Origin of the sequence: Chryseobacterium sp. SN22 (assembly GCF_008329705.1) — a bacterium.
Taxonomy (GTDB): Bacteria; Bacteroidota; Bacteroidia; order Flavobacteriales; family Weeksellaceae; genus Chryseobacterium.
On sequence record NZ_VTSX01000029.1, the window covers coordinates 16,478 to 39,118 of the forward strand.

At 40.3% G+C, this 22,641-nt stretch carries 31 protein-coding genes; 8 read left to right on the plus strand and 23 right to left on the minus strand.

Translation table 11 applies throughout. From position 1 onward, the window contains the following. Positions 1-39 precede the first annotated feature (39 nt). Genes FY557_RS20425 through FY557_RS17395 form a run of 6 tightly spaced genes read left to right on the plus strand, consistent with a single transcriptional unit; the run spans position 40 to position 2,244 of the window. A complete protein-coding gene (locus tag FY557_RS20425; RefSeq protein ID WP_228451824.1) occupies positions 40-411 on the plus strand; it encodes a hypothetical protein in 372 nt (123 codons plus the stop codon). Then, positions 408-884 (plus strand): hypothetical protein, encoded by a 477-nt coding sequence (locus tag FY557_RS17375; protein WP_149248512.1) that lies wholly within the window; start codon positions 408-410, stop codon positions 882-884. The genes FY557_RS20425 and FY557_RS17375 overlap by 4 nt, the downstream gene beginning before the upstream one ends. Positions 885-933: 49 nt before the next feature. Beyond that, positions 934-1,182, plus strand: a complete 249-nt coding sequence (locus FY557_RS17380) for a hypothetical protein (RefSeq protein WP_149248513.1) — start codon at positions 934-936, stop codon at positions 1,180-1,182. A gap of 9 nt (positions 1,183-1,191) precedes the next feature. Then, complete coding sequence (locus FY557_RS17385; RefSeq protein WP_149248514.1) at positions 1,192-1,554, plus strand: hypothetical protein; 363 nt, start codon at positions 1,192-1,194, stop codon at positions 1,552-1,554. Then, positions 1,551-1,967 (plus strand): hypothetical protein, encoded by a 417-nt coding sequence (locus tag FY557_RS17390; protein WP_149248515.1) that lies wholly within the window; start codon positions 1,551-1,553, stop codon positions 1,965-1,967. Before FY557_RS17385 ends, FY557_RS17390 begins: the two co-directional genes overlap by 4 nt. Before the next feature lie 55 nt (positions 1,968-2,022). Beyond that, positions 2,023-2,244, plus strand: a complete 222-nt coding sequence (locus tag FY557_RS17395; protein ID WP_149248516.1) for a hypothetical protein — start codon at positions 2,023-2,025, stop codon at positions 2,242-2,244. On the opposite strand, the gene FY557_RS17400 is transcribed toward FY557_RS17395, so the two are convergent. The 6 genes from FY557_RS17400 to FY557_RS17425 form a co-directional block, all read right to left on the minus strand. Further along, positions 2,245-2,559 carry a hypothetical protein gene (locus tag FY557_RS17400; RefSeq protein ID WP_149248517.1) on the minus strand — a complete coding sequence of 105 codons (315 nt, stop codon included), beginning with the start codon at positions 2,557-2,559 and terminating at the stop codon, positions 2,245-2,247. It lies immediately after the preceding gene. Positions 2,560-2,710: 151 nt separating this feature from the next. Next, complete coding sequence (locus FY557_RS17405) at positions 2,711-2,917, minus strand: hypothetical protein (RefSeq protein ID WP_149248518.1); 207 nt, start codon at positions 2,915-2,917, stop codon at positions 2,711-2,713. Between the two features lie 15 nt (positions 2,918-2,932). Next, complete coding sequence (locus FY557_RS17410; RefSeq protein ID WP_149248519.1) at positions 2,933-3,184, minus strand: hypothetical protein; 252 nt, start codon at positions 3,182-3,184, stop codon at positions 2,933-2,935. A gap of 3 nt (positions 3,185-3,187) precedes the next feature. Further along, complete coding sequence (locus FY557_RS17415; protein ID WP_149248520.1) at positions 3,188-3,652, minus strand: hypothetical protein; 465 nt, start codon at positions 3,650-3,652, stop codon at positions 3,188-3,190. Positions 3,653-3,655: 3 nt separating this feature from the next. After that, positions 3,656-3,847, minus strand: a complete 192-nt coding sequence (locus tag FY557_RS17420; RefSeq protein WP_149248521.1) for a hypothetical protein — start codon at positions 3,845-3,847, stop codon at positions 3,656-3,658. Between the two features lie 3 nt (positions 3,848-3,850). Next, on the minus strand, positions 3,851-4,096 hold the full coding sequence (locus FY557_RS17425) for a DUF551 domain-containing protein (RefSeq protein WP_149248522.1): 246 nt from the start codon (positions 4,094-4,096) through the stop codon (positions 3,851-3,853). Between the two features lie 90 nt (positions 4,097-4,186). Here FY557_RS17425 and FY557_RS17430 point away from each other — a divergent pair, with 90 nt between their 5' ends. Next, a complete protein-coding gene (locus tag FY557_RS17430; protein ID WP_149248523.1) occupies positions 4,187-4,399 on the plus strand; it encodes a hypothetical protein in 213 nt (70 codons plus the stop codon). Between the two features lie 70 nt (positions 4,400-4,469). On the opposite strand, the gene FY557_RS17435 is transcribed toward FY557_RS17430, so the two are convergent. From FY557_RS17435 to FY557_RS17455, 5 genes are all read right to left on the minus strand, one after another. Beyond that, positions 4,470-4,982, minus strand: coding sequence for a glycoside hydrolase family 19 protein (locus tag FY557_RS17435; RefSeq protein ID WP_149248524.1), 513 nt, complete (start codon positions 4,980-4,982; stop codon positions 4,470-4,472). Positions 4,983-5,067: 85 nt separating this feature from the next. Further along, the gene (locus FY557_RS17440) at positions 5,068-5,595 is read right to left on the minus strand and encodes a hypothetical protein (protein ID WP_149248525.1); all 528 of its coding nucleotides are present in this window, start codon (positions 5,593-5,595) and stop codon (positions 5,068-5,070) included. Beyond that, complete coding sequence (locus FY557_RS17445) at positions 5,573-5,998, minus strand: DUF2113 family protein (RefSeq protein ID WP_149248526.1); 426 nt, start codon at positions 5,996-5,998, stop codon at positions 5,573-5,575. Before FY557_RS17445 ends, FY557_RS17440 begins: the two co-directional genes overlap by 23 nt. A gap of 3 nt (positions 5,999-6,001) precedes the next feature. Continuing rightward, positions 6,002-6,439: a hypothetical protein gene (locus tag FY557_RS17450; RefSeq protein ID WP_149248527.1), complete on the minus strand. Its 438-nt coding sequence runs from the start codon at positions 6,437-6,439 to the stop codon at positions 6,002-6,004. Positions 6,440-6,459: 20 nt separating this feature from the next. Then, a complete protein-coding gene (locus FY557_RS17455; RefSeq protein WP_149248528.1) occupies positions 6,460-9,159 on the minus strand; it encodes a phage tail protein in 2,700 nt (899 codons plus the stop codon). Between the two features lie 32 nt (positions 9,160-9,191). Here FY557_RS17455 and FY557_RS20650 point away from each other — a divergent pair, with 32 nt between their 5' ends. Then, on the plus strand, positions 9,192-10,277 hold the full coding sequence (locus tag FY557_RS20650; RefSeq protein ID WP_185151762.1) for an acyltransferase family protein: 1,086 nt from the start codon (positions 9,192-9,194) through the stop codon (positions 10,275-10,277). Here FY557_RS20650 and FY557_RS17465 read toward each other — a convergent pair. The 12 genes from FY557_RS17465 to FY557_RS17520 are packed head-to-tail and all read right to left on the minus strand — an operon-like array spanning position 10,274 to position 22,636. Beyond that, positions 10,274-12,289 (minus strand): glycosyl hydrolase family 28-related protein, encoded by a 2,016-nt coding sequence (locus FY557_RS17465; protein ID WP_149248530.1) that lies wholly within the window; start codon positions 12,287-12,289, stop codon positions 10,274-10,276. The two genes, FY557_RS20650 and FY557_RS17465, sit on opposite strands and share 4 nt — an antisense overlap. A gap of 10 nt (positions 12,290-12,299) precedes the next feature. Beyond that, positions 12,300-13,322, minus strand: coding sequence for a hypothetical protein (locus FY557_RS17470; protein ID WP_149248531.1), 1,023 nt, complete (start codon positions 13,320-13,322; stop codon positions 12,300-12,302). A 2-nt stretch (positions 13,323-13,324) separates the two neighbouring features. Beyond that, on the minus strand, positions 13,325-13,807 hold the full coding sequence (locus tag FY557_RS17475; protein ID WP_149248532.1) for a hypothetical protein: 483 nt from the start codon (positions 13,805-13,807) through the stop codon (positions 13,325-13,327). Next, positions 13,807-18,855 (minus strand): tape measure protein, encoded by a 5,049-nt coding sequence (locus FY557_RS17480; RefSeq protein WP_149248533.1) that lies wholly within the window; start codon positions 18,853-18,855, stop codon positions 13,807-13,809. Before FY557_RS17480 ends, FY557_RS17475 begins: the two co-directional genes overlap by 1 nt. Further along, a complete protein-coding gene (locus tag FY557_RS17485; protein WP_149248534.1) occupies positions 18,852-19,058 on the minus strand; it encodes a hypothetical protein in 207 nt (68 codons plus the stop codon). Before FY557_RS17485 ends, FY557_RS17480 begins: the two co-directional genes overlap by 4 nt. Before the next feature lie 17 nt (positions 19,059-19,075). Further along, positions 19,076-19,522 carry a hypothetical protein gene (locus FY557_RS17490; RefSeq protein ID WP_149248535.1) on the minus strand — a complete coding sequence of 149 codons (447 nt, stop codon included), beginning with the start codon at positions 19,520-19,522 and terminating at the stop codon, positions 19,076-19,078. A gap of 50 nt (positions 19,523-19,572) precedes the next feature. Next, positions 19,573-20,076 (minus strand): hypothetical protein, encoded by a 504-nt coding sequence (locus FY557_RS17495; protein ID WP_149248536.1) that lies wholly within the window; start codon positions 20,074-20,076, stop codon positions 19,573-19,575. A 12-nt stretch (positions 20,077-20,088) separates the two neighbouring features. Then, on the minus strand, positions 20,089-20,496 hold the full coding sequence (locus FY557_RS17500) for a hypothetical protein (RefSeq protein ID WP_149248537.1): 408 nt from the start codon (positions 20,494-20,496) through the stop codon (positions 20,089-20,091). Beyond that, positions 20,493-20,912 carry a hypothetical protein gene (locus tag FY557_RS17505; RefSeq protein WP_149248538.1) on the minus strand — a complete coding sequence of 140 codons (420 nt, stop codon included), beginning with the start codon at positions 20,910-20,912 and terminating at the stop codon, positions 20,493-20,495. Before FY557_RS17505 ends, FY557_RS17500 begins: the two co-directional genes overlap by 4 nt. Continuing rightward, positions 20,903-21,208 (minus strand): hypothetical protein, encoded by a 306-nt coding sequence (locus tag FY557_RS17510; protein ID WP_228451825.1) that lies wholly within the window; start codon positions 21,206-21,208, stop codon positions 20,903-20,905. Before FY557_RS17510 ends, FY557_RS17505 begins: the two co-directional genes overlap by 10 nt. 14 nt (positions 21,209-21,222) lie before the next feature. Then, positions 21,223-21,543 carry a DUF6706 family protein gene (locus FY557_RS17515; RefSeq protein ID WP_149248540.1) on the minus strand — a complete coding sequence of 107 codons (321 nt, stop codon included), beginning with the start codon at positions 21,541-21,543 and terminating at the stop codon, positions 21,223-21,225. A 1-nt stretch (position 21,544) separates the two neighbouring features. Further along, positions 21,545-22,636 carry a major capsid protein gene (locus FY557_RS17520; protein ID WP_228451826.1) on the minus strand — a complete coding sequence of 364 codons (1,092 nt, stop codon included), beginning with the start codon at positions 22,634-22,636 and terminating at the stop codon, positions 21,545-21,547. Between the last annotated feature and the right edge of the window lie 5 nt (positions 22,637-22,641).

Consider the following 22,641-nt stretch of genomic DNA (forward strand, 5'->3'; position numbering starts at 1 on the left):
CTTCCCCGGTAATGCCGGGGGAGATTAAAAAAGAAAACGATGACAAAAGAACAAAGAATTGAAGTAGTGAATGAAATCATTCAAGAAATAGCTGGTAGAGGCCGGAAATTCTTCTCCGGTAAACACGGTGTTGCAAAAATCTTATCACGCAACAATAGGCTGTATATGTTTAATGAATACTCAGGGGTGGATATGTTTTTACATACAAAATACGGCTACCCACCTAAGAAATGGACCCATGGCGGAACTCTTTGGGGTTTGACAAAGGATTTTATTGCTTATATCCAGACAGGCGAAATATCCAATGGTAAAAACGGTTACGGAGGCTTGTATAGTCCACATTGGGGATACAGTGAACAAGACATGCAAGAAATTATTAATAAAGCAAAATCTCTTAATTACGTAGTATGACCACACAAGAACAACTAAATATATACGCGGCCTACTTGCCGTATCAATTACATTGCGAATTAAAAGATGAAGTAGGTACTTATGAAATTACACATTTAAATATTTGCGAAGTACAGTGCGATGGTGTTAATACTATTGAAATTCATATTGTGCCTTTGACCCACATTAAACCCATCCTCTACGACCTCTCACACCTCACAAAAGAGATAGAACACGAAGGGCGGGTTTTCACTCCGATCGACGTATTCGAAATCACCGACGATCATGACTCTTACTCAGTAGAATATGATCATGGGAATATTAAGCTCATTAGAGGACTGAAAGCCATCTCAGAAAGCAGCTCATATTATGATATTCAGTTTCTGCCTTTTGAGGTCGTACAGCGGTTAATATCCTGGCACTTCAACGTCTTCGGCATCCCTGCCGGGGACTTCATAGACAAAGCAACAATTAAAACAGAAAGCAATGATTAAAGGCACAATAACAGTTTCTCAGGAAGAACAAGAGTTAGCAGTCTCATTAATGAAAGAGATTGCATATGATAACGGTTTCATTAACCGATGGGAACTGGAAAGATATGATGCCAAGTGGATAAACAAGATCGGACCACTTGCGAAAGCTTTTTTTGATGCAAATCCGGAAAGGCTGACCGACGACGATATTGAGGAAATATGCGCGGGAGAACAGGGTGAAGTTGACGAGACATACGGCAACCTGCATGGTTTTAAAGAGCTTTTGGAGTCCCTCAATGACTATTTTAATAACCACTAAAAAAAAGCAATGATTAAAGCAAAAGAATTACGATTGGGCAACAAAGTTCAAAAGTACGGCAAAACAGTAACTGTCGACTTGGGTGTTTTAGCGAAAATAAATAATGGCAGTGTTGTTTACGAGCCTATCCCTCTCTCTGAGGAGTGGCTGCTGAAAATAGGCTTTGAGAAAAAGGCGGAACATAATTTTCGTAAGTTTATTTTTGAAAGAGGGATCATTCATGCCTATACCAATAAGCCTGAAGTAGAAATCGAATTAGGCAATAAGAGTGGTTACTCGTTCGGGTATCCTAAAGTCAAATCCGTCCACCAGCTGCAGAACCTTGTACACTCGCTCACAGGCGAGGAATTAACCGTAAAACAAGAAGGATGAATCTACAGCTTTCATTAAAAAAGAAATGGTTTGACATGACTAAAGCTAGAGTTAAACCCGAAGATTATAGAGAGATCACTCCTTATTGGTTAAAGCGATTGATGTTTTATTCTTCTCATGGTAGTTTTACTTTAACAAATAGTGAATGGGAAGAAGCATGCTCCGATATTCGTTCGGCGTGTCAATCATCATCAGATTTTACAGAACATTTGGAATATCATTTAGACAATTGGTATTTGAAATTTAGATCATATACTACAAACACAATGACTTTAGGCTATCCAAAGAAAGGCGATCCGGAACGAACACTATCCCTCGAACACAGAGGCATCGAAATCAGAGAAGGTAATCCCGAATGGGGTGCTGAGCCTGGAAAAATTTATTTTGTAATCAAACACGGAAAAATCATTTAAACGAAAGCCCTTACACATAGGGGCTTTTTTCTTTGCGAAAACATTAACTTTGCGTATGACAAAAGAAGAGCAAGAAGAAGCAATAATGGAAATCGTTCGGGAAAAATTCAAGCGCGACGGCGGAAATAACGGTGTTACCTTCAATTCGTTCGATCACATTCTGCAGCTCCCGAGGGATGAACGCAACGAATTCATTGAGCGCATGGCCAAAGAGGGCAAGATCCGGATATTCCAGAGCCTTAATAACATGCGTATCACGATGCCGAAGAAACCATGATTATCCCGGAATATTTCGGTACAGCTTTTTCCGCTCCTCAAAAAGAAGTTTCTTTGCTTCCGTATCGATCCTATCTGGTTCGCTATATTCTGGCCAGATAACAAACTTAAACCACATCTTTGCAAACTTACATCCACACATCTCAAAACTTTCGGCTTCGACTTCTATCAAAGCCAACATATGACGCTCATAAAGGCGGTTTATAGACTTTCTTTTAATTTCGGGAAAGAACACATCAATCAACTGTTTTTTGCGGCTAGTTTTCAATCTAATATAGTGATCAGTAACTTCAATAACTCTTCCTAATATTTCCATGCTGTAAAATTGTTACATTTTGCAACAACGGAAAAATAAATCGCGTTCAAAATTGTAACAAAATGCAGTTTTACGCTCTTAGAGGGCGTTTCAGGGCTCAAAAAATCCCCGGAATAATCCAGGGATAAAATATTAACCATGAAAAAAAATATTATATATCATCAATATCCACGTCGCCGTTCTCAACTTCCCAACACAATGTTTTGGTCCCCTTATTGATCCATCCGAAATCATCTCCGTGCATTAAAAGCCATTCTTCTGCTTCATAAAAATCATTGCATTCGATTTCAATAACGTCGCCATCATCTGATCTTAAAAAATCTCTTTGACCTATGTCAATAAATGAAAATTTGTACATATCTCTATTGTTTAATTATCTCTTTTTCTTTCGTTTCTTCGGGCGTTTGGAGTTGTTACCGGCCCGATGCTTACCGGGGGTATAGCGTTCAGCATCATAAATCGGCCGAATCAGTTTCGCCAAGTCCAACGGCGGCAAAGGCGGGTTGGGTTTAATTTCAAACTTTTCAGGCGTTACAAGATGTACTTTTTGTTCTAGCATCATTAATTCAAGCGAAATGTCAACTCCCGGATGTCCAATAACTATTACTTTTGGTTTGTCTTCCATATCCTATTCTTTAACCCCTATTAGCTTTAAGGCCGAGGCCGTGAGGGGTAATCCGTAACTACACAGCCATTCAACATTCTGCTTAACACCATGCAGACCTGTCTTTTTATCGAATGCAATACTTACTTCAAAGTCGTTTTTTACGCCTATGATTATTTTGCTCTGCCATTCAAGATCAAACCCTTCAAACAAAACCCTTTCTTTGGCGTCTTCAAAAAAGGCTAATTCCTCTTTATATAATCTTGAATAATGCTTATGGTTTTTCCATGCTTCAACTTCGTTTAAATCATAAGGTTTGCCGTCTCCGCACACCGGCACAAACATTCCGAGCGTCAAAGGCTGCCTGAGGAATTTGGTGTAATTGATAACACGGCGCATTGATGCAGCGAGTTCATCGATAGCAGTTTCAGTCGGTACCGATCTACTATATTCTTTTTCTACGTACTCCGATAGGGGGATAAGCTTCATGGGTTATATTTTTTTAAGTTCTGCTTTTACTGATTCCCAAAATTTTACACTTTCCGACATTTCGTTAAAGATAGATTCAGTAATAATCAATTCAACGGCCTGAACGGCACATGCAACAGTGGGGTAATGATCCATTTTGTAATGTGCAGAAAACATCTTCTCATAAATCTCTCTAGCTTTTTCTTTTGGTGTCATGGGTTAAGGATTTGGTTTATTAAAGATTGCCCAATGCGTAATGTGTCCTTCAACACCCATAAACCATGTCCATTCTTTTTCTCCTACCATCATTTTAAGTCTTGAGTTATCATAAACATCGTCCGTATCAGTATAGATGAGTATTTTCTTTGTCATTAACGGGAAGTCATCATCCTCTGGCTGAATTAATAATTCTTCGCATTCCTCCGGGAGCCTATCTGTTACTTTTATCCAGTTTAAAATTTCCATAAGTATATTTTATAAACACAAATGTACATAATTTTATGTATATATACATATTTTTATGTACTTATTTAAAAATTATTTTATCTTTGCTGTATGACAGTAGAGGAATACTTGAAGACAAATAAAGCGGTGAGCGTTTCAGAGGTGGCAAAGTTGATGTTTCCAAACAATAAGACAGCTGCCTTATACCTTACGAATAAGCTAAACGGCACTGCGAAACGATCCTTCACAAAGAAGGATGCCGAAAAGGCATTAGGGGCGTTAAAAACCCTTTATGGAAGTATTTCCGATTTGACAATTGAGTAAAGCAAAATCCCCACTAAAAAGCGGGGATATTTTTTGCGTAAAGATTTGATTGTAATTTCAATTGCAAAGATTATTCCGCTATGAAAAGGATTTTGTACTGCTTCAATTTGGCCGCCCGATCTGAAAAACCGTTGGCGTCGCCGATTGCTTTTGTAAGTTTGCCTTTGTTGATCAGATCTGATATTGCGTCTACATTGTCCTGATCAGCGTATTTATTCAAGCCGGATTTATTCCAGAACCAAAGAGCAGAAGTCATGGCATCGGCTTCTCTTTCCAGCCAATCCGGGTTATTCACGTAATCAATGCCGGTTGCTTTTGATAGTGCCGTGTAGTTGTACCGTCCGGTGATCTGGATAAGGCCGCGACCCTTGTATTTCAGTCCGTCACCCTTCTGAGTATTTCCTAGATCTTTCCGGAACTCATATCTTGCAAAGTAGGAATCTCTGCCTATTTCTTTGAGCCGGGTAAAATTCGCGCTTTCATGCGCCAGCTGTGCGAAGAAATGCGCTAAACGTAACGGCGTATTGATCCCGTACTTTCCGAGTAACGTCCTGTAGTTTTTTGATAATTCTAAAGCTGTCATTTGTCGATGTAATTTTTAATTATGTAAAAAGCTGTCGCCCCCGTTACCGCCCCAATTGAGTAGGTGGTGAGCATTAAGAGTGCTGTCATTTTCGTTTAAAGATTTTCCTGAACCAAATCGGGACGTATTGTTTTAAAAGCGGCCAGGCAACCGAGCCCGCAATGAATGCCGCAACAATGATCCAGATCATGTTACCAAAGGACAGCCCCGCCCGCTGGACGTCTACCGTCCGGAACGTGGTCTGTGTTACGTAGTCGGTATGCCGGTAATAAGTCGTTTGGCTCTGGTAGATCGTCTGAACGATATATTTATACAGTAATTTCCGTTCCTGCTTGCTTTCCGAAAATTCCAGATCGGCAGCCCCGGTCAGGATTAATCCGCTGTACTGCAGCGAATAAGGCGATCCATTAGACGTGATCTTCAAGTTCCGGTTCTCTAGGAAGTCCGCAAGCGTCATTTCCCCGGTCGTACTGTTCTTCACTGATACATTTGCAGATCCGGAAGCAACACTTTCGGTTTCCGTTCGAGAAGTTTCCTGCTGTAAGTTTCTTGTTCGGGAGCCACAACCGGCCATTAGAAACACAACCAGGCTAATCCAGATACACTTTTTCATTATTTACGATTTTATAGCGTTTCAAATAGTAGTCATTTTTGTGGAAAAGCCGGTAAATCCACCCTGCCCGCACAGTATCCGCCCCGTCGTACACTTCAATCTCTTCGACAGGTTCCGTGCGGTTTTCCGCTTTAGTTCCGACCTTGTTTCGGGAGTAGTCCGTCCGATCCGGCGTTTCAACTTTTGTTCTGCTGATTAGCTTTTTAAACTTCAGGAATACAATCTCCAAAAGGTTTTCGTTTTCCTTTTGAATTTTTTTATTTTCCTCCATCAGTTTTTTATTCTGTTCTGTTTTTTCCTGAAGAACTTTTGCAAGCTCCACAACCTTCAGCGAATCTGTTTTTTCCTGCGCGTTTCCGGCTAGACAGAAAAAACTTATCAATAAAAAAAGTAAATTCTTCATAGCTTATTGATTTACTATTTGTTTTAAATTTTTGTTCAATTTCTTAGTTTGTGGGATGGTTTCCCTCCGGAACATCCGGTTAATTTCGTCGGCCTCTTCGATCTTCTGCTGCAGTGATTTTTTTAGTTGCGAAAAATCCTGTTTCTTTTCTAGTTCGGATCGGCATGTTACCAATTCAACTTCTTTTTCAGTTATGTCAGATCTCAATTTCTCGATGGTCAATGAATCGTTTTTTCTAATAGCTTTCCGCGCTGCAATTTCAATCTGAGATGATTTTGCCCCTTCTTTCTTTCCTTGCTCATTAAACCACCAAAATCCCAATCCGGCACCTGTCAACAGAAAGAAAAAGAGAATGCCGAACCCGTATTTCTTCTGCAGGAATTCCTGGACAAACGTCATTCGCCCTTCAATCAGTTTAGCGCCCTCATTATATTTGTTCATTTTATATAATTATTCTTTTGTTATCCTACGTAGAACCCGTTAATGAATTGCATTGATACACCGTTGACATTTTTGGTTCCTGTAAATCCGTCGCGCCAACCAGTTGAATTACTATACACTCTTACACCGCCATATTTGATTTGAAGTGCAACATTGGTTGCGCCACGATCTACAGATATAGATATTCCGGTTTTACCTAAAGATGATATTCGTTCATTTTGGAGATTTATTGATGGTTGCCCATTTCCATCTGTTAGAAGCAAAGCCTGCCCATTGTCTTGTCCAAAACCTGCTTGATCCCCAATCCAGATAAAGCCATTTCTTGTTTTGATCCCATCGCTGTAAACCGTAAAGCCTTTGTCGCCTGTTCCAAACCAGCCTGAAAGAGCTGTTATTGTTCCGGTAAACTCGCCGTCTACCGCTTTCACATAACCTTCAATATGTGCATCTGTAGCATACATTTTACCATTATGTTGGACGCGGAAAGGCGCGGTGTTCCTGGCGTCGTAATCTGCGCCGGCTCCGAATCGAACACTCGTGCCTGTAGTATCACCCGCATCGGTTTTACCGGATATAAATGCATTCTGTACTGCTCCGTTACCAACTTCTATCACTTCAGACATTAGCACGCCGCCATCAATCGACGTAAATCCATCGGAGCCGCCAAGGAATTTGATTTTAGCCTTGATTTCTTGTGTATCCAGGTTTATTGTCATCTGCCCGTCCAGCGAGGAAATTATCCCGGTCCGGATCAGCCCGCCGTTGATGGTAGTAGTCCCGACTGTGATAGAAAGCACCCGGACGTTATCCACAACAGTATGCAGTATCCCAATCAGGAAATAATAATCATTCGGGTCTGAATCGAATTTGATTTGCTCTTTCGTGAAAACTATGGTGCCGGTCGTGCCGGTCTTACTGCATGCTCCGTAGACGTATCGGTAGTCATTGTCCGGGATGGTCTCGATTTTTTCGGCTATATCCCATTCTTTATCCATCGTCTGGCTGTAGATCTTGCCGGCATTTGCTTTTATTTTATTCGGATTATTCTCGTACATGACGAAGAAAACCACCGAGCAGCTGATCTGCTGCGATTTTGCCCCCACGGAAAGCATATTGGTTTCAATCGAATTCGGACGGATATTTTCTGGGTTGAAATAGTCATCAGTATCAAAAACCAGGTTCTGAAGTTCCTGCGTGGTTTTCAGGCCCAGTTTAGAGTAATTAATCTGTCCAAGGTTGGTGATTGACATTACGTTCTTAATTTCCTTAATATCCAGAATCAGCTGCGATGCGTAATTTATCTCGTATGAATCGGCAATCACTATCTTTGTTCGGTACAGATTCCATTCTCCTCCCTCAATAAAGTTTACCGTTTCCTGATTTACCCTCAAAATCTTATCAATCTTTAGCGGCTCGTCAACGATCCGGATATAATCGCCAATGTCGAATTTACCGACGCCGATTTTCTTCATGTATTCCGGATCTACTTCCATTGAATAAGAGACCTTAGCGGTTTTGTTCAGTTCAAACTGTTCTAAACCCTTCTGCAGAAGCTCATTTTCGGCGGCCGTGATGTAGCTTTCAGGCATTACAATATCCAGGATGACGTATTCGTCGCCTACTTCAAATTGAAATGCCGCGGCCGCCTCATCCGGAAAACTCTGGCCCTGATCGTTTTTGAAAGGAATGATCTCGAAGGTTTTAGATGCATGATCATACCCGCCCTTTTTGATCTCGAATTCATAACCTGCCAGATTACCAGTATTAAAGTGAACTTTAGCGGACGTGCCGGCAACCAGATATTTCGTTGAGCCATCCGTATTTTTGGCGTTCAGGTCAAAATCCATGGTGTTATCAACAAACTTAAATTTGCTACCACCCAATGCCGTTACCTTGCCAGTTCTGTGCGGGTATACCTCATCAAAATTAATCGATCCTTCTTTCAATCCGAATGACAGTACAGAAGCCTGATCTTCGATGAAATCAGAATTTGGCAGTTTTAATTTTGTGCTGAAATTGCTGTATTCGTTCGGAATATTCTCAGAACCGCCGAAAACATACAGCCGGTTCACTATGTTGTTGTCATCAACATTGGTCCGGGAAAGCGAGTACAAGCCCTTGCCTTTTCCGTACTCGAACTGAATAGGCACCGTTTTACCGAAGTTACCCGTATGGATCACAAACTTGTCGCCTTCCACCTTGATCCAAAAGTCTGTTTTGAATTCCGAGCAGATCTTCTGCAGGGCGGAAAGGCATGTATCATCCCCAAAGGTGATAGTTTTGGTCTCACCATTGGTAAAGGTGCCGATTTCCCAGTTTGATGCGAAACGCTTCATGTTATTGCGAAGGGCAACAAGGAAAGTCTCAATCGTCCCGATCAGCGGAAATTCCAAATTAGACCCAAAGCCGGTTGCATCAGCGTTGAAGTACTTACACCTCAGCAGGTCAAACATGAGGCCCTGCGCCGTGATGTTATACTCGTACTGTGAATTACTTTTTTTATCCACAGATGGCAGCACGTTGATCCTGTACAGCGACCCGAACACAACAAAGTAATCATTGATCCGTATATCCAATACAGAAACGGAATTCAGCTTTATAGAAAGTGAATCGTCAGACAGCAGCACCCGGTTAATGGATGCGCTGTCTACCGTCCTTTTTCCGTTCTCAATCAAATTGAAAATAGGATTTCCGTTTCTGTATAGTGTTATGTTGTTCATTTTTATTTATTTTTGAGGCTCAAATAATGATCATGAAGAATTTATTTAAACTCGAAATTCCAGAAAAGCGTAATTTCGGACTTGATTTGCTTCGATTTATTGCAATATTTACCGTTCTTGTTAGTCACTCTATAACAGTATTGCCTGAACGTTATTATTTTGTTCACAAATTCATCACCGATGGTGTTCTAATATTTTTTGTCCTTTCAGGTTTTCTTATTGGAAGAATATTAATCAGAGATTTTGAACATACCTTAAACTTTTCTAATATTCTCTCCTTCTGGAAACGACGCTGGTTTAGAACTTTACCCGCATATTATTTTACTATTTTACTAATCATATTTATATCGTTGATTAGTCATAATTACATTAACAGAGAATACCTTACTAAATCATTATTTTTCGCTCAGAATCTTGTTATACACAAATATAATTTTTTCGCTGAATCATGGTCTCTCGCCATCGAAGAATGGTTTTATCTATTAATGCCGCTTCTGATTTTTTTGCTTTCAGTTTCATTAAGTAAAAACATTAAACAAATCGTATTGATTTCTTTTTTTATAATATTAATTTTCTCCTTGCTCATTAGATCGTACATCTTTCATTGTAACAATATCGCCTCTATACAACAGTGGGATACATTATTACGATCTCCTGTTATTACCAGATTAGACAGTATATTCGTTGGTGTTTTGGGCGCATGGTTTTACCATTATAAGAAAGATTTTTTCACTGAAAACAGATCATTTTTATTCGTAATTGGCGTGATAACATTTTTTGCTAACAAAATATATTGCGACTACTTTTTTTCATATAACTTTTATACCTGCGTTCTATATTTTATTCTTTGCCCTTTTTCTATTTTATTAATGGTTCCAAAATTTTATTATATGGGAGAAACAAAACTTCCTTTTTTAAATAGCATTATTACAAAAGGAAGTCTTATTTCCTATTCTATGTATCTTCTCAATTTAACCGTAATCTCTATTTTGATATTGCAACCTCTTACTCTGAATATATGGATTAAGTTTATATTATTTTGGGTCGCGACGATTACAGCTTCAATATTGATGTACAAATACGTAGAACAGCCTTTTATGCGTTTACGTGACCGTTAAGTAACAGGGTTAGGATCAGCAATGCCGGCTCCTGTTAATCTTGTATCACTACCCACGCGTTTTACAATAACCCCAGATCCGCCGTTAATTCGAAAATAAGGAACCTTCCCAACTCCTCCGCGTACATTGGCATACGTAATGCTTCCCATTGCTAAATTACTCGGATCGTTGAGTTCGTATTGCACCTTTTGCCACGCATTAGTGCTATCAGATTGATTTGACCCAACATATTCCATATTAAGCTGAGCTATAGTAAAGAGATGTTGACCTTCCACAGTTACGACATTAGTATTCCGCTGAGACAATACCCGGCCAAAATAGCTGGCATGATCTGCATTTCTAAATCGTAGTGCGTGCTTGCAACTATGAATTGCTATATCATCCCCGTCAGTGTGTTCATGAATAGAAATCCCTGTGAAATATCCCGATGCCATTACGTTACGTAGTGTATTTTTTGCTCCATTAGAGTTATGCGGCGTAACTACAGCAGCTGTTTCGTACGTTGGCTCTAAACTAGCCACATTATATACACCTGTGTCAATTAACACATTATGCATAATCAATTGTTGAGCATTATAAGCCTGAACCCCGCTTAATTTGGGATTATCGTAAGTTGAAATAACCAAATTACGTAAAACAAGGGTTATGAAGTTAAAGTTATCAAATAGGTTAGGATTGTTTTGCACAAGCAAAACGCCCATGTTTTGCGTGGTGCCTGCCCATCCGGAAATAATACGCATTCCTTTTTGTATCTGCGCATAATCGGGTATATTACCAATAGTACCATAAGTAGGTATAGGCATAAAGTCGCCAAATATCTCCAATTTTTTCCAAGTGTTTACAGCAGGCACATTTAGCGTACTCACTTTAAAAGTATTAGACCTACCATATAGGGCACGGCCGGAAGACAAAGCTTCTACAATAGCCTCATTAAATTTAAGCGTATCATCTGTAACACCATCACCCTTACAGCCATAGTCTATAAGGTCAATGTAATTTGCCGTATGTGAGCTGGTGGCAGTCTTTGAATCAATATACTTTTTTACCGCGTCAAATTCTAGTGCTCCATTTTTTTTAATAAAAGTCAAAGACGGTTTTACCGTATCAGTATTTTTCGCTGTAAGCATAATGGAAATTGATGAATAGCCCGTAACATCTACGCTTACATTTTCTAATTGACCCGTCGCGGGATCGTGATCTGGCTTAACAATAAAATCCAATGAGCCATTAGGCTTTTTGCCTATTAAATTAACATAACTTGGATTAGAAACACTACCACCGATTCGGGTAAAATTTAAAGTCAAAAAGTCAAATGTTACAACCGGGATATTTAACCAGATCTTAAAACCATAATCAGGAGATGAGTAGGATTCAATAGTATTGTTACTTTTTAGAAGCCCTGATTGTGGAGCAATTCCAAAAAGTATTTGTTCAGAATCTGCCCAAGCATAATTTTTGATCGTGTTAGAACCAGGGGCAATCGCAAAATTACCAAGCGCAGTGATAGCGGGATCGTATCGATCCGCTGCAGCCTTCATCGTTGATGGATTTTCATTATCATTGGTATTAAAAATCTTTGCTGCGGTATTCGGCATTTTTGATTCTGATTTTTTCCAAGTAATACCTTTTTTATAGAACATAGTATCATATCCTTCTTTGGCCCGCAGGTTCCCGGCGTTTGCATAGACCTTTCCCCAATCGGCCGTACTGTTTGGATCAGCCGGTTTATCATCGTTGGATGATACTTCCGGCTTATATGAACCATCCTCTGTTGGAGCTGTATCTGTAGGCTTCAAAGTGCCTTTAAAGTCAGACTCCACCATTTGTTGAATGTTCTCAATTTTGGTATCGATTTCATTAGCTTTCGCTGAAAAAGATTGATCAAATTGAGTTTTGGTGTAAGTATTACCAACAAGACCATTTTTATCAATCGTGGCCATATTATCTGGCGGTATCGTGTCGGTTATATTAATGGTAACCTGATTATTGTTCCCGTTTACTGTTCCTGACATTGTATATATTTTAAATTTTATCCCAAATGATTTCTGCAGGCGTCTCTACGTTTTTGACATCATCAATATCACCTGCTATAATGATGATTTTTTCTTTCCCGAGCATGTTTTGCCATTCTCCGACGACCTCAGCGGTTTCAATCCACGGGTTTGAGTAAACGATTCCGGGTATTTCTGCACCTTGGCTGTCCAGAACTTTGAAGAAGAATTTAGCATAATCGTCCAGATTTATTTCCGAGGTTGTACTGATTGTATTCAGGCCGGTGTTGCCGTTCATGATTGCGCTTGCTTTCACCAAACCGTAGGTATTATCCGGTTTCCGTCCGATCACGTATAGAATGATGTTTTTTGCCGTCGATAACGTTACATTTACCGAAAACTGATAGACCAATTCTCCGGATGGTATCGTGTACATCTCATAATACGTATTGTTAAATGCACTGCCTTGAACAAGAGAAATCCCGGATGGCTGATAAGTTGGTTCTGAGTAGTCAAAAAGAAAGTTCACATTTCCACGGCCTATCAGCTTTGTTCCATCGCCAATGAAGATTTCTGTTTCAGAAGGTGAATCGTACTTTAACCGAAAAGAATCCAGCGAGGTTTTAAAGATCTTTTTAATCGGATTTGGCTCGATCATCTTCAGGGTGAACGTAGCGAACATTTCGCCTTGTGAAAACTGCTTTTCAATCTGCACTTCATCCTTCATGAATACCTCATAAGCCAGTGTTTTAAAGCCCATAGGCTGAACCTGCAGTCTTTGTGTTCCGGCCTTTGAAAAGTCTGAAATAACCAGATCTCGGAAGTTTGCAAATAAATCTTCCCAGTTCTCGCCCCGGATAAAGCATTTCAATTCAATTTCCCTTTCCTTATATCGCGGACGGGAAAGATCCGGTGAGATACCGTGATACTCTGCCCAGTCATATTGAGTGATTTGTTTCCTTTCCAGCATGCCCGCAAGGTTTGACGACTCCGAAACATAGACTCCGAAATCCTTGAATTGCTTACCGTTTAAAGAATATTTTACTTCACTCATTTTTAAAACTTTGATTTGTGAATTCTCACATCACCCAGCATTTTTATATTTTCATTTCCGTATGCAAAAACCTCTACCCTGGCATTGTCAATACACTCAATATTCAGCTTTGCCGCATCCAGAATATTAATGATCAAAACCGCATTATCACAAACCCGGATCTTCGCTTCTGTCTGGTGTCTTAAAATCAGCTGCGAAACCGAAAAGGCGGTATATGTCAACTGAACATTAGAAGACCCGAAAAAAGCCGCCTTTGATAGATTGTTCGGCATTCCGGTATAATCTGTGAACAGCCCGTAAACTTCTGTCTGTCCCCGGAAATGTCTCAGGACCTCAAGCGAGGGAAAATCTTTCTCCATTGCCCAATCATCACCGGCGAAATACATCTTGCAAAGATTTTCAATAGAAGAATCCTGCACTATCTTTTCCTGCCATGGCTGACATAAGCCCGCCTCTCTAGCCATTGTTAATATCTGTTCTTTCATTATGGTATTCCGGCAGCGCCGTATTTTACTTTAGAGTTTAATTCTTGCATGTTCTTGTCGATATTATGCAGTCTTCTTGTGTTCACTTCAATCTGTGTTAGAAGATTGATTTTAGCATTATCCAGGATCTTGTTACCCTGCATAATCTTTAATACTTCACCGATATTAATCCGTACAGCGTTAAACTGACCTTCTAATGCTCCGCCTGTTTTTTCTGTTATTCCTTTGATATCTCCTTTAAGTCCCTGAGCTGTTTCCGCAGATTCACCGAAAAGATCCTTGTATTGTTCCAATGCATCTGTATACTGTTGCATCGCCGTTGTTCCCAGTTCTTTAATCTTCTTACGTTCTTCTTCCGTTAAGCCATCAAATGAACCGGTAATTTCTGCTGTCGAAATCTGACTTTTCAACTGGGCAATGAGTTCCTGATAGTACTTCTTCTGACTTTCTAACGATGATGCACTTATAGGGCTTGCAGTCTTTAATTTTTCGTTAATATTAGCAATCGCTTGTTCGTACGTCTTAAGCGTATTAATCTGCTCAGGTGTAGCTCCTCCTGTATTGCCAAACCCCATGGACGAGTAAAGCTGATCGACCATTTTTTCAACGGCTGGTTGCAGGAATTTCATTTTTAAAGCATTAGCCACTGCATTCCGCATGACATCATCAACTACTTTGTCGAATGAATTGGCAGCATCTTCCCCTTTACTGAATGCATCAATAATCGCATCACCTATATTGGATGCCAAATCTTCAACTTCTACAGTAGTAATACTGGTTCTAAAGTCATCAATAATTTTCTGGACAGCCGAATTTATTTCTTCAATCTGCCGTGTATAGGATGCTATCTTGTCTTGATCAGCCTTTTTCTTCTGGGCTTCTTTTGATCTAATATCAGCGAGGATTTTTTGCTGCTCTCTCAAATTATCAATAAGCTTTTCCTGCATTTTCAACTGTGACTCACCAGCCGTCTTTTCAATTGCTTTTTGTAGTTCAGAGTACTGATATTTAAGATCTTCTATCGCATTGCTCCATTGTTTGATTTTTCTTTCTCTTTCAGAATCACCATTTGTTAATTTCACAACGGCTCCAATTGCAGATATGATACCTGAAATCATCTGACCTGTATTACCGGAATAATATCCAGCTACAGCATTAATTACACCTGCGGTAAGCTGCTCAACGTCATTTAGCGTTTGCTTTAATTCGTCAGTCATACCACCAAATGCATCACTCATAGATCCAATGGTTTCTAGGGTTGCTTTTGCAGCATTACCCGAAGCGTCGACAATACCTACAAAAGCCTGCTTTGTTTCTTCTAGCTTAATCCCATAAGCATCGCTACTTTTACCGGATTTAGCTTCAACTGCATTTAATTCCTCACGCTTTTTTCTGTAAACATCTACAGCGACACCTATAGCTTTATATGGATTGTTAGAATTTATAAGATCGTTCAGTTTTTTTATTTGATCCTGAACTTCCTTCATTTCGGTAGGTAGCAATCCTTTGCCTTCCGTAGTTTTCAAATAATCTTCAAGCCCTTTTTTCAGCTTAACAAGGGTTTTAGGTCCGGTTCTTTCCAGATCTCCAAAAGCTTTAACCCATAGATCGGTTTTCTTGATCGATTCTAAAGATGCAGAACCTATTTCCTCATTTTCTTTTTTGGTAGTCTGAGCAAGTTTCTTAAATCTTTGCTCATCCGTTAATGTTTGGTCCTCGCCGATCTTTTTCCGGATATCATTATACTTCTGCTCAATACTTAATTTCTTTTCCTCAAAAGATCTTTGTTCGGTTATGAATTCCTGATAGGTGTCTTTTTGCTGCTGAATAATAGCTTTTCTGTTTTCTTCAATAGCCTTTCTGCTTTCCAGTGATAAACTCGTGTTAGGGCCCTTCTTATCTAATTCAAATTCTTTTGTATTCAGATAATCAAGCTGATCCACTAAAGAAGGCATTGACTTCAAAGCGTTATCAAGACCTCGTTTGAAGTTTTCTAGCGGGGTTTCTGTTCCATCAAGCTCACGAATTTTTGCTTGAAGGAGTACTAAGTCCTGTTTTTGTTTGTCAGAAAGAATTCCTTGATCAGACAAATCTTTTAAAGCCTGCGCTTGTTTCTCCAAGTAATCTAAATAACTTTGAGAACCTTTAAAAAGGTCTTTATACTGTGCATCGGCCGACTGCTTGCCATAGAATTCGGCCATTTTGTAATAGTTATTCCATTGACGCTCAGATTCGGTAATCTGCTCTTCAAAAGAATAAGCACGGATCGCTTTTTCGCGTGCAGCACGCTCTTCGTTCAGCTTTACAATTCTTTTATTTGCTTCTTCAACGGAAATGACTTCTGCACTATACCTTTCTTTACCGTATTTGTCAACATAACGAAGACGAACAGATTTGCCATCTGATCTTGCTTTTGCTTCTTCAAGCAAGTTTATTTGCTGGTCATATCTTTTTATTGATCCCTCGATAAATGATTTTTCTGCACCTTTTTCAAGTCTTTTTCTTTCCCGGTCCCTTTCCTTCTGTGCTTTTAATAAATCACGATCCGAATAGTCATATTTTTTCAGCTGCTCAGTAGCTTCGCGGATCTTCTTGATATTTTCATTCCATGCAGCACTGCCTATCTGCTTGCCGGACATTGCATCATTAGCTTCTGATGCCTGTTTCTTTTGTTCTTCCCAGAAAGCTTTATTCTTGGTGACATCGTTTCCGCTTTGAGCATTGTTAATTTTGTTGATTTCCTGCTGAGCTTTATTAAGCTGAGATAAAAGCGGAGTAATATTCCAATTGATAAATTCTAAAGAGGTTGTTTTAACCATAGAATTTATATTGCTCAATTTATCTAAAGCTTCAGATTTCTTTTTATTGCTTTTTTCCTGAGCTGAAATTTGTCTGCTTATAGCGTCAATCTGCTGTTCCCAGTATTTCTTCTGCTCAATCAGGCTCATTGATGCTAACTTCTCATTATGCAACCTTTCGTCAAGTTCGCCGTTATATTTGCTTAATACGATCTGCTGAGCTTCCAGATTCTTCTTAGCATTTTCAAGTTGGCTAAGATATATTCCGGCATCACCGTCTCTTTTTTTCAGCCTTTCATTTAGGGCATCAATTCGTTTTGTAATATCTTCGATGTTGCTTTTAGCCCTTGCAACCTGATCACGGAGATTTTGAGTGCTGTATTTATCGATTTCCGCGTTTAATTTTTTCTGAGCTTCTGTAGAACTCAGTTTTTTAAACGTCTCAAGGTCCATGTTTTTTAAGATCGCTGGATAAATATCAGTAAGGCTTTTATACGCTTCAATTTGCTGAAGTTTGGTTGAAGTATCAGAACTGATAACAGATGTCAGTTCCTGTGTTTTCGATCTTAATTCCTCAATACTTTTGGTCGATCTTTCCCTCTCATCGTTAAGGATTTTTTCCGCAATAGTAAGAGCTGTCGACGTATCTCTTAATTTGAAATACGCATAAGTCAAAGCGGCAACCGCTGCAATAACGATAACGATTGGGTTATTAAGCATCGTAGCATTTAACAACGCTTGCGCCTGTGTGGCCAATTGAGTAGCTGCAGTTCGGAAAGTAGTAACCAATGTTAGCCTTGTGGTTGCAATTGCGTTAGCGTTCTTTGCAGCTGTTTGGGCTGCCTCTGCTGCTACCGCTGCGGTCCCTTGTGCTGTGCCAATAGCTCTGGCAGTGTTTTCCAATAGTTGTTTTTGAGTTCTGAAGGCAATAGAATTTGCGACCGATGCATTTTTAGCAATGGTAGCCGTCTCCTGTGCTGCAATAACTGCATTTTGAGCCGTTAAAACTCTTTTCTGTGCAATCTCAATTTCCCGGGCTGATCCAACTGCCTGCATAGATGAAAGCTCAAGCTGCGCCAAAGACAATTGTACTTTAGCTTCCTGTAATTTTGCAAGCGCATTTAATCCGGATTGCCTTAAAGTCTGTTTTTTTGCCGCTAAACTTGAAACTTCTATTTGAAGGGCACGATACTTTTCCTGCGTGCTTACTACCTCAGCGGCGGCTTCCCGGGCTGTTGCCTCTGCTTGCCTTTGAGTGACCATTGCCCGGCCCAGCTTCATTTTTTCCGAAATGCTCAAAAGGGCAATCTCCGATTGAATTGTTTTGTTCGCAAAAGTCTGAGCTGCAGAAGTGACGATAACGGCTGCCTTATAACTTCCGTAAAGCACGATCAACGTTTCGATGATATCCAAAACGTCTTTATAATTTTCAACCAAGTAATTCAGGGCTTCAATTCCGCCGTATATTACCCCTTCGTTGCTTTCTCCTATTTTATTGAGCATCTGATCCCATGAATCGCCAAGGTTGGCAATTTTACCGGAAAGGGATGCTGATTGTTTTTCCATTAGATTAAAGAACATTCCTCCCTCATTCGTCATTGAAAAGAGAACATCCTGAACGTCTTTAAATCCAATTTTCCCAGCTGAAACCATGTTTGTGATTTCACCGGTGGTCTTATTGAATTTTTTGGCAAGTTCGGCAACCATCGGGATACCGGCTTCCGTAAATTGACGAAGGTCATCGCCCATCAGTTTGCCTTTCGCCTTAACCTGCCCGTAAACAAGGTTAATTCTGGATAGCGGCACGCCTAATCCAGCCGCAATGTTACCCATACGGGTGAGAACGTCTACCACTTCATTGGCAGGAACCTGAAATGCGAGCAACTGTTTAGCCCCTGCAGATACTTCATCAAGACCAAACGGGGTTTTAGCGGCCAAATCGACCATCTGCCCCATCAGGGCTTTTGCCTTGTCCGCGCTTCCGAGCATAGTAGAGAAGGCAATCTCTGTCTTCTGGAATTCACCACGAACATTTATAAGTTCCATGGCGAAACTTTTCAGCGCGCCAACAGAGAAATACCCGGCAATTCCCACCGATAGATTTTTAAAATACCCATCAATGCTACGCGTTTCTATTGCAGCGGTTTGGGTTAGACCTGCAATTCCGGCTCGCATTGACGCGAGATCTCGGTTAAATTGATTTAGGTCTATTCCTGCGCCGAAATATAAAGCTCCTTGACTGGTATTCATTTCTTCTTAAATAGGTTTTCTAGGAAATCTTCTGATGTTTGTTCAGAAAGGTTTATGACTTGTTTTTTGTCTTTTTTCTTCTTTTTGTCCTCTTCACTTTCGTAGGTTGGTGAATCGATCAGCATACGCTGCACTATCCGCCAGTCCACTTCCCAAAGCAAATAGTCTAAGGTCCATCCGAAGTGGTGACAGATTTGCCCCATTACCCCGTAGATGGTTTTTAGACCGTTTTCTCTATCGGCTTCGCTTTGGTCGGTCGGTTTCCGTTCATCAATGCCATAGAGATCATAAAATTTTGATAATCTGAAAATTTCAGTAATTCAAATGCCAGGTCTTTTACTTCCTGACTGTTTAGATGGTTCATGAAATGCCATTTCAAAAACCATTTCGGATACCTACTTTCGACCGCTGTTGCAATTACCTGGGCACATAATTCAGCGTTATTTCTTACGGCTTCATACTGTGCGGGTATTTGTATAGAAAGATCTTCGTTTGAAATAGCCTCTTCATCGACTTTAATCCGGATGAAAATCTTTGATAACCTCAGCATTTTCCCGATTGAAATTTTCCCGATCGTCCATTTCTTTTTTTTGCCAAATAATTTGGTTTCAAAATAGTATCCTTCGCCGGTCAGCAGGTTTAATTCCTGCTTTTCTAAGTTTTCCATGCTTTTTAAAGAGAAAAGCCTACCTACATGAGGTAGGCTTTAGGTTTTGATTAAACTCTGAATGTAGAAAGGGCCGGTTCGTCGGCTTTGGTCGGCTGTAGTACCGTTCCGGTAACCTCAACACCTAACAATGCACCCCTTCCGATCTCAGAAGAGAATTTTGCGGTGATCTTTGCTCTCGGAATGTTAATACCCATTCCCTGTTTAGGTGTGATTTTGATTGATCTTTCGATAACCTGTGAAATCAGCGGCCATGTGTAGACAGCTGTCGCGCCGGTACCGGTTTTAGTTCCTCCGAAAACCTTTACTAAAGTGTCTTCGTCAGGATTGGCTACTTTGAAGGCAACCGCAATTTTCCCGGCTTTTGATTCGATCCAGATTGGCGTATCCAATTCTTCTACATTGAATTCGGTTTCCGTAGGATCATCCATATTGATCTGTGCGGATCCTTCTTCGGTGAAACCTAATGGGGCTAATGTGGTTCCCATACCGCCATCAGTAGCAATTGCTCCAATTGCGATGGACGCTACCCCAATGTTAATAAGTCCTGCCATTGTATGTATTTTTTAGTTATATGCTTTTAAATTGATTCTGAAATTGATATATATTGCATTCTCTGCTTCCACCTCGAAGGTGTTATGATTCACAATTGTAAGATTGTATTCTGGCTTGAAAACATTGTCCAGTGCCTGGCTTGCGGCTTTGCTAATCTCTGCCATCCGATTATTATTCGGCATGTACTGAGTGCTTCCTGCAATTGATACCGAAAGCATCGGCACGTAAAAATTAACATTGAAAACTCCATCCTGAAGAAACGAATTGTCCATTGAAATCGAATTGATAACGACATCTTCTTTGGTACTACCGGTCGGCCGCTTGTCCTTATAGATGGATCCGGAAACCATTGCTTTTACCTGGCTCTGTGAGATTAGTTCAAAAATCCATTGCTTCCCATCGAATACTGTCTTTTTCATTTTAGCTGCTTTAGTAGATTAGGCACCATGGTCTTTGCTAATTGTTCTGCGCTGGTGAGCACATTTTTCCCGCGGCTTTCTACCTCAGCGGCGTATTTCATTCCGGCAACAATTACAAGGGCTATTTCAGGCTGCTGGCTTACCAGTTCACGTGCTAAAGATTTTCCCTTTGAAACACCTTCTGATGCACCTGTAAAGTTTTCCTCTACTATTTTCCCGTCCAGAATAATTGCGTACCCTTTCGAGGCTCGGAGATTTCCGGTAACATCACGGTAGGACCCATTCGTTCTTGCTTCATTGATTGCTGCTTCTGCACAATACCGTAGAACCCGGATAAATTTCTCATTGATTTCCTTTTGTGCATCGAGAAACTTTTTATTGATTGCGCTTGGATCACCTTTAAACTTTAGAGCCATAATCTTGCGTGCATCTGTTCTTTTTTGAAGAGCTTGGTGTTTCCCTCTAGTCGGACACTGCCATCTTTGTCAATCACCTGGATCTTTTCGCCTGTTGCTACTTTTGGACAGCTTTTTGGTAGGTAAACTACAGCACCGTATACATAGACCTCACTGTCTTCTGTTACGATCTTGCTTCCGCCTCCATTTCCTTCGTCCCGGCACTTACTCACCGTTTCCCAGCCTTCGGATCCATTGGACCAGCTGCCGTCTTCCGGATTATATGTAGATTCAGTCTTTTTGAAGACTTTCATCATGTAAGGAAATTGCTTTACCCCCATTTTGCTGTGATATCTGTAATGGTATTAGATGCAAATCTGTCAGGCTTCCCGAGATTTCCGGCTATCAGTGAATAGTATTTCAGTAAAGCTTCTTTATCGTAGCTCACGGAATAACCACCTTCAGAAACAGAATTTGGCATTAAAATGATTTCGGGGATTACATTGTACCAGAAAAGATCAAGGTTTATTTCACCGGACATGCTTTCGGATGCAGACAGACCTATACGAGAAAGTTCGATGGCTATCATACTATCGGAATATTCGACCGACCATAGAGACATTTTTTCCTGTATGTACTCCCCGATATTCATTTTATGCTAATTTCGTTTTAAGAATTACGTTTTTCTTCGTGTCATTCAGCACCGGAAGTGCAAAAGCAGTAGCTTTCGTTGAAACCAGGATAGGATCCTGAACGCCGAATGTTTTTACCAAGGTAAAACCTTCAGCTACTGTCTGTGCCGTTGTATCTCCGAAACTCATACTGAATTCCGGCGTTGTAGTATACTGAGTGTTACCCAACTGAGTAGATACGGAAAACAGCACATTTCCAGGCTCCCATCCATTGATTGACGTTACCAGGCCGGCTTTGTTTTCGTGGGCAATAGCACTGTCCCACACTCTGATTGTTGGCAAACCGTATAATGTTAGTCTAGTATTTACCTGCTCTAGCGTTGGCGTGAAGAACTGCGTAGTACCTCCGTTGTTAGCTACACCATATACAAACTCTTGCACTGCTTTAAGTTCCACCAACTGATTTGCTGTCATTTGGTCCATAGTCATGGTTACAAACCTGTAGCTCTTATCAGTGGCAAGTTTTTGAATGGCTTTGATATCCGCAATAGGATTTGCGTCTGCTGCTGTAAACCAGTCTTTAATGGCATTTTGCATTTTAACCTTAAAATCAATGGTTAAATCCGCTACACCTCCGGCATTGTTATCAACAGTGGTTTTGAATTTTCCAGTTGAAGAAAGTTGCTTAGCTGTCCATTCTAGACGGGCGTTTACCGCATCCAGAACATATGATGAGTCGCCGTAAATCTTTTCAATCATTTGGTTTTTAATTGCCTGATTGTTCGGATTTAATTGAACTGCATTTCTCAATTGCTGAATCTTGATGAGGTCATGCTCGTCCAAGTCTCTGGCTCTTTCAATCTTTGGCAACTCTCCCTTGATAGCTTCTACGAATTCACGGCCCGCTCTTGGTGCCTTTGAACCGATAGAAACCATCGCGGCCATAATTTTGGCGGTGGTATTGGCTTCCAGGTTGGACCATGATAGATCCGTATTATATTGAAGAGGGAAATAGTTTCTGTACTTTAAATCTCCCAATGTATAACCGTTAATAATCGCTTGCGCATTTGGCTGCGAAAATTCCGGTACGATGTTATTTGCGTTAATAATCATTGCTT

Coding starts and splice junctions, on each gene's coding strand:
- FY557_RS17515 (WP_149248540.1), bottom strand. CDS start 21,543: ATGAATATCGGGGAGTACATACAGGAAAAAATGTCTCTATGGTCGGTC.
- FY557_RS17445 (WP_149248526.1), bottom strand. CDS start 5,998: ATGAAGAATTTACTTTTTTTATTGATAAGTTTTTTCTGTCTAGCCGGA.
- FY557_RS17415 (WP_149248520.1), bottom strand. CDS start 3,652: ATGAAGCTTATCCCCCTATCGGAGTACGTAGAAAAAGAATATAGTAGA.
- FY557_RS17475 (WP_149248532.1), bottom strand. CDS start 13,807: ATGAAAGAACAGATATTAACAATGGCTAGAGAGGCGGGCTTATGTCAG.
- FY557_RS17470 (WP_149248531.1), bottom strand. CDS start 13,322: ATGAGTGAAGTAAAATATTCTTTAAACGGTAAGCAATTCAAGGATTTC.
- FY557_RS17490 (WP_149248535.1), bottom strand. CDS start 19,522: ATGGAAAACTTAGAAAAGCAGGAATTAAACCTGCTGACCGGCGAAGGA.
- FY557_RS17465 (WP_149248530.1), bottom strand. CDS start 12,289: ATGTCAGGAACAGTAAACGGGAACAATAATCAGGTTACCATTAATATA.
- FY557_RS17380 (WP_149248513.1), top strand. CDS start 934: ATGAAAGAGATTGCATATGATAACGGTTTCATTAACCGATGGGAACTG.
- FY557_RS17440 (WP_149248525.1), bottom strand. CDS start 5,595: ATGAAAAAGTGTATCTGGATTAGCCTGGTTGTGTTTCTAATGGCCGGT.
- FY557_RS17450 (WP_149248527.1), bottom strand. CDS start 6,439: ATGAACAAATATAATGAGGGCGCTAAACTGATTGAAGGGCGAATGACG.
- FY557_RS17375 (WP_149248512.1), top strand. CDS start 408: ATGACCACACAAGAACAACTAAATATATACGCGGCCTACTTGCCGTAT.
- FY557_RS17435 (WP_149248524.1), bottom strand. CDS start 4,982: ATGACAGCTTTAGAATTATCAAAAAACTACAGGACGTTACTCGGAAAG.
- FY557_RS17385 (WP_149248514.1), top strand. CDS start 1,192: ATGATTAAAGCAAAAGAATTACGATTGGGCAACAAAGTTCAAAAGTAC.
- FY557_RS17485 (WP_149248534.1), bottom strand. CDS start 19,058: ATGGGGCAAATCTGTCACCACTTCGGATGGACCTTAGACTATTTGCTT.
- FY557_RS17510 (WP_228451825.1), bottom strand. CDS start 21,208: ATGATGAAAGTCTTCAAAAAGACTGAATCTACATATAATCCGGAAGAC.
- FY557_RS17455 (WP_149248528.1), bottom strand. CDS start 9,159: ATGAACAACATAACACTATACAGAAACGGAAATCCTATTTTCAATTTG.
- FY557_RS17425 (WP_149248522.1), bottom strand. CDS start 4,096: ATGGAAATTTTAAACTGGATAAAAGTAACAGATAGGCTCCCGGAGGAA.
- FY557_RS20425 (WP_228451824.1), top strand. CDS start 40: ATGACAAAAGAACAAAGAATTGAAGTAGTGAATGAAATCATTCAAGAA.
- FY557_RS17395 (WP_149248516.1), top strand. CDS start 2,023: ATGACAAAAGAAGAGCAAGAAGAAGCAATAATGGAAATCGTTCGGGAA.
- FY557_RS20650 (WP_185151762.1), top strand. CDS start 9,192: ATGAAGAATTTATTTAAACTCGAAATTCCAGAAAAGCGTAATTTCGGA.
- FY557_RS17505 (WP_149248538.1), bottom strand. CDS start 20,912: ATGGCTCTAAAGTTTAAAGGTGATCCAAGCGCAATCAATAAAAAGTTT.
- FY557_RS17480 (WP_149248533.1), bottom strand. CDS start 18,855: ATGAATACCAGTCAAGGAGCTTTATATTTCGGCGCAGGAATAGACCTA.
- FY557_RS17410 (WP_149248519.1), bottom strand. CDS start 3,184: ATGGAAGACAAACCAAAAGTAATAGTTATTGGACATCCGGGAGTTGAC.
- FY557_RS17405 (WP_149248518.1), bottom strand. CDS start 2,917: ATGTACAAATTTTCATTTATTGACATAGGTCAAAGAGATTTTTTAAGA.
- FY557_RS17500 (WP_149248537.1), bottom strand. CDS start 20,496: ATGAAAAAGACAGTATTCGATGGGAAGCAATGGATTTTTGAACTAATC.
- FY557_RS17430 (WP_149248523.1), top strand. CDS start 4,187: ATGACAGTAGAGGAATACTTGAAGACAAATAAAGCGGTGAGCGTTTCA.
- FY557_RS17420 (WP_149248521.1), bottom strand. CDS start 3,847: ATGACACCAAAAGAAAAAGCTAGAGAGATTTATGAGAAGATGTTTTCT.
- FY557_RS17400 (WP_149248517.1), bottom strand. CDS start 2,559: ATGGAAATATTAGGAAGAGTTATTGAAGTTACTGATCACTATATTAGA.
- FY557_RS17520 (WP_228451826.1), bottom strand. CDS start 22,636: ATGATTATTAACGCAAATAACATCGTACCGGAATTTTCGCAGCCAAAT.
- FY557_RS17495 (WP_149248536.1), bottom strand. CDS start 20,076: ATGGCAGGACTTATTAACATTGGGGTAGCGTCCATCGCAATTGGAGCA.
- FY557_RS17390 (WP_149248515.1), top strand. CDS start 1,551: ATGAATCTACAGCTTTCATTAAAAAAGAAATGGTTTGACATGACTAAA.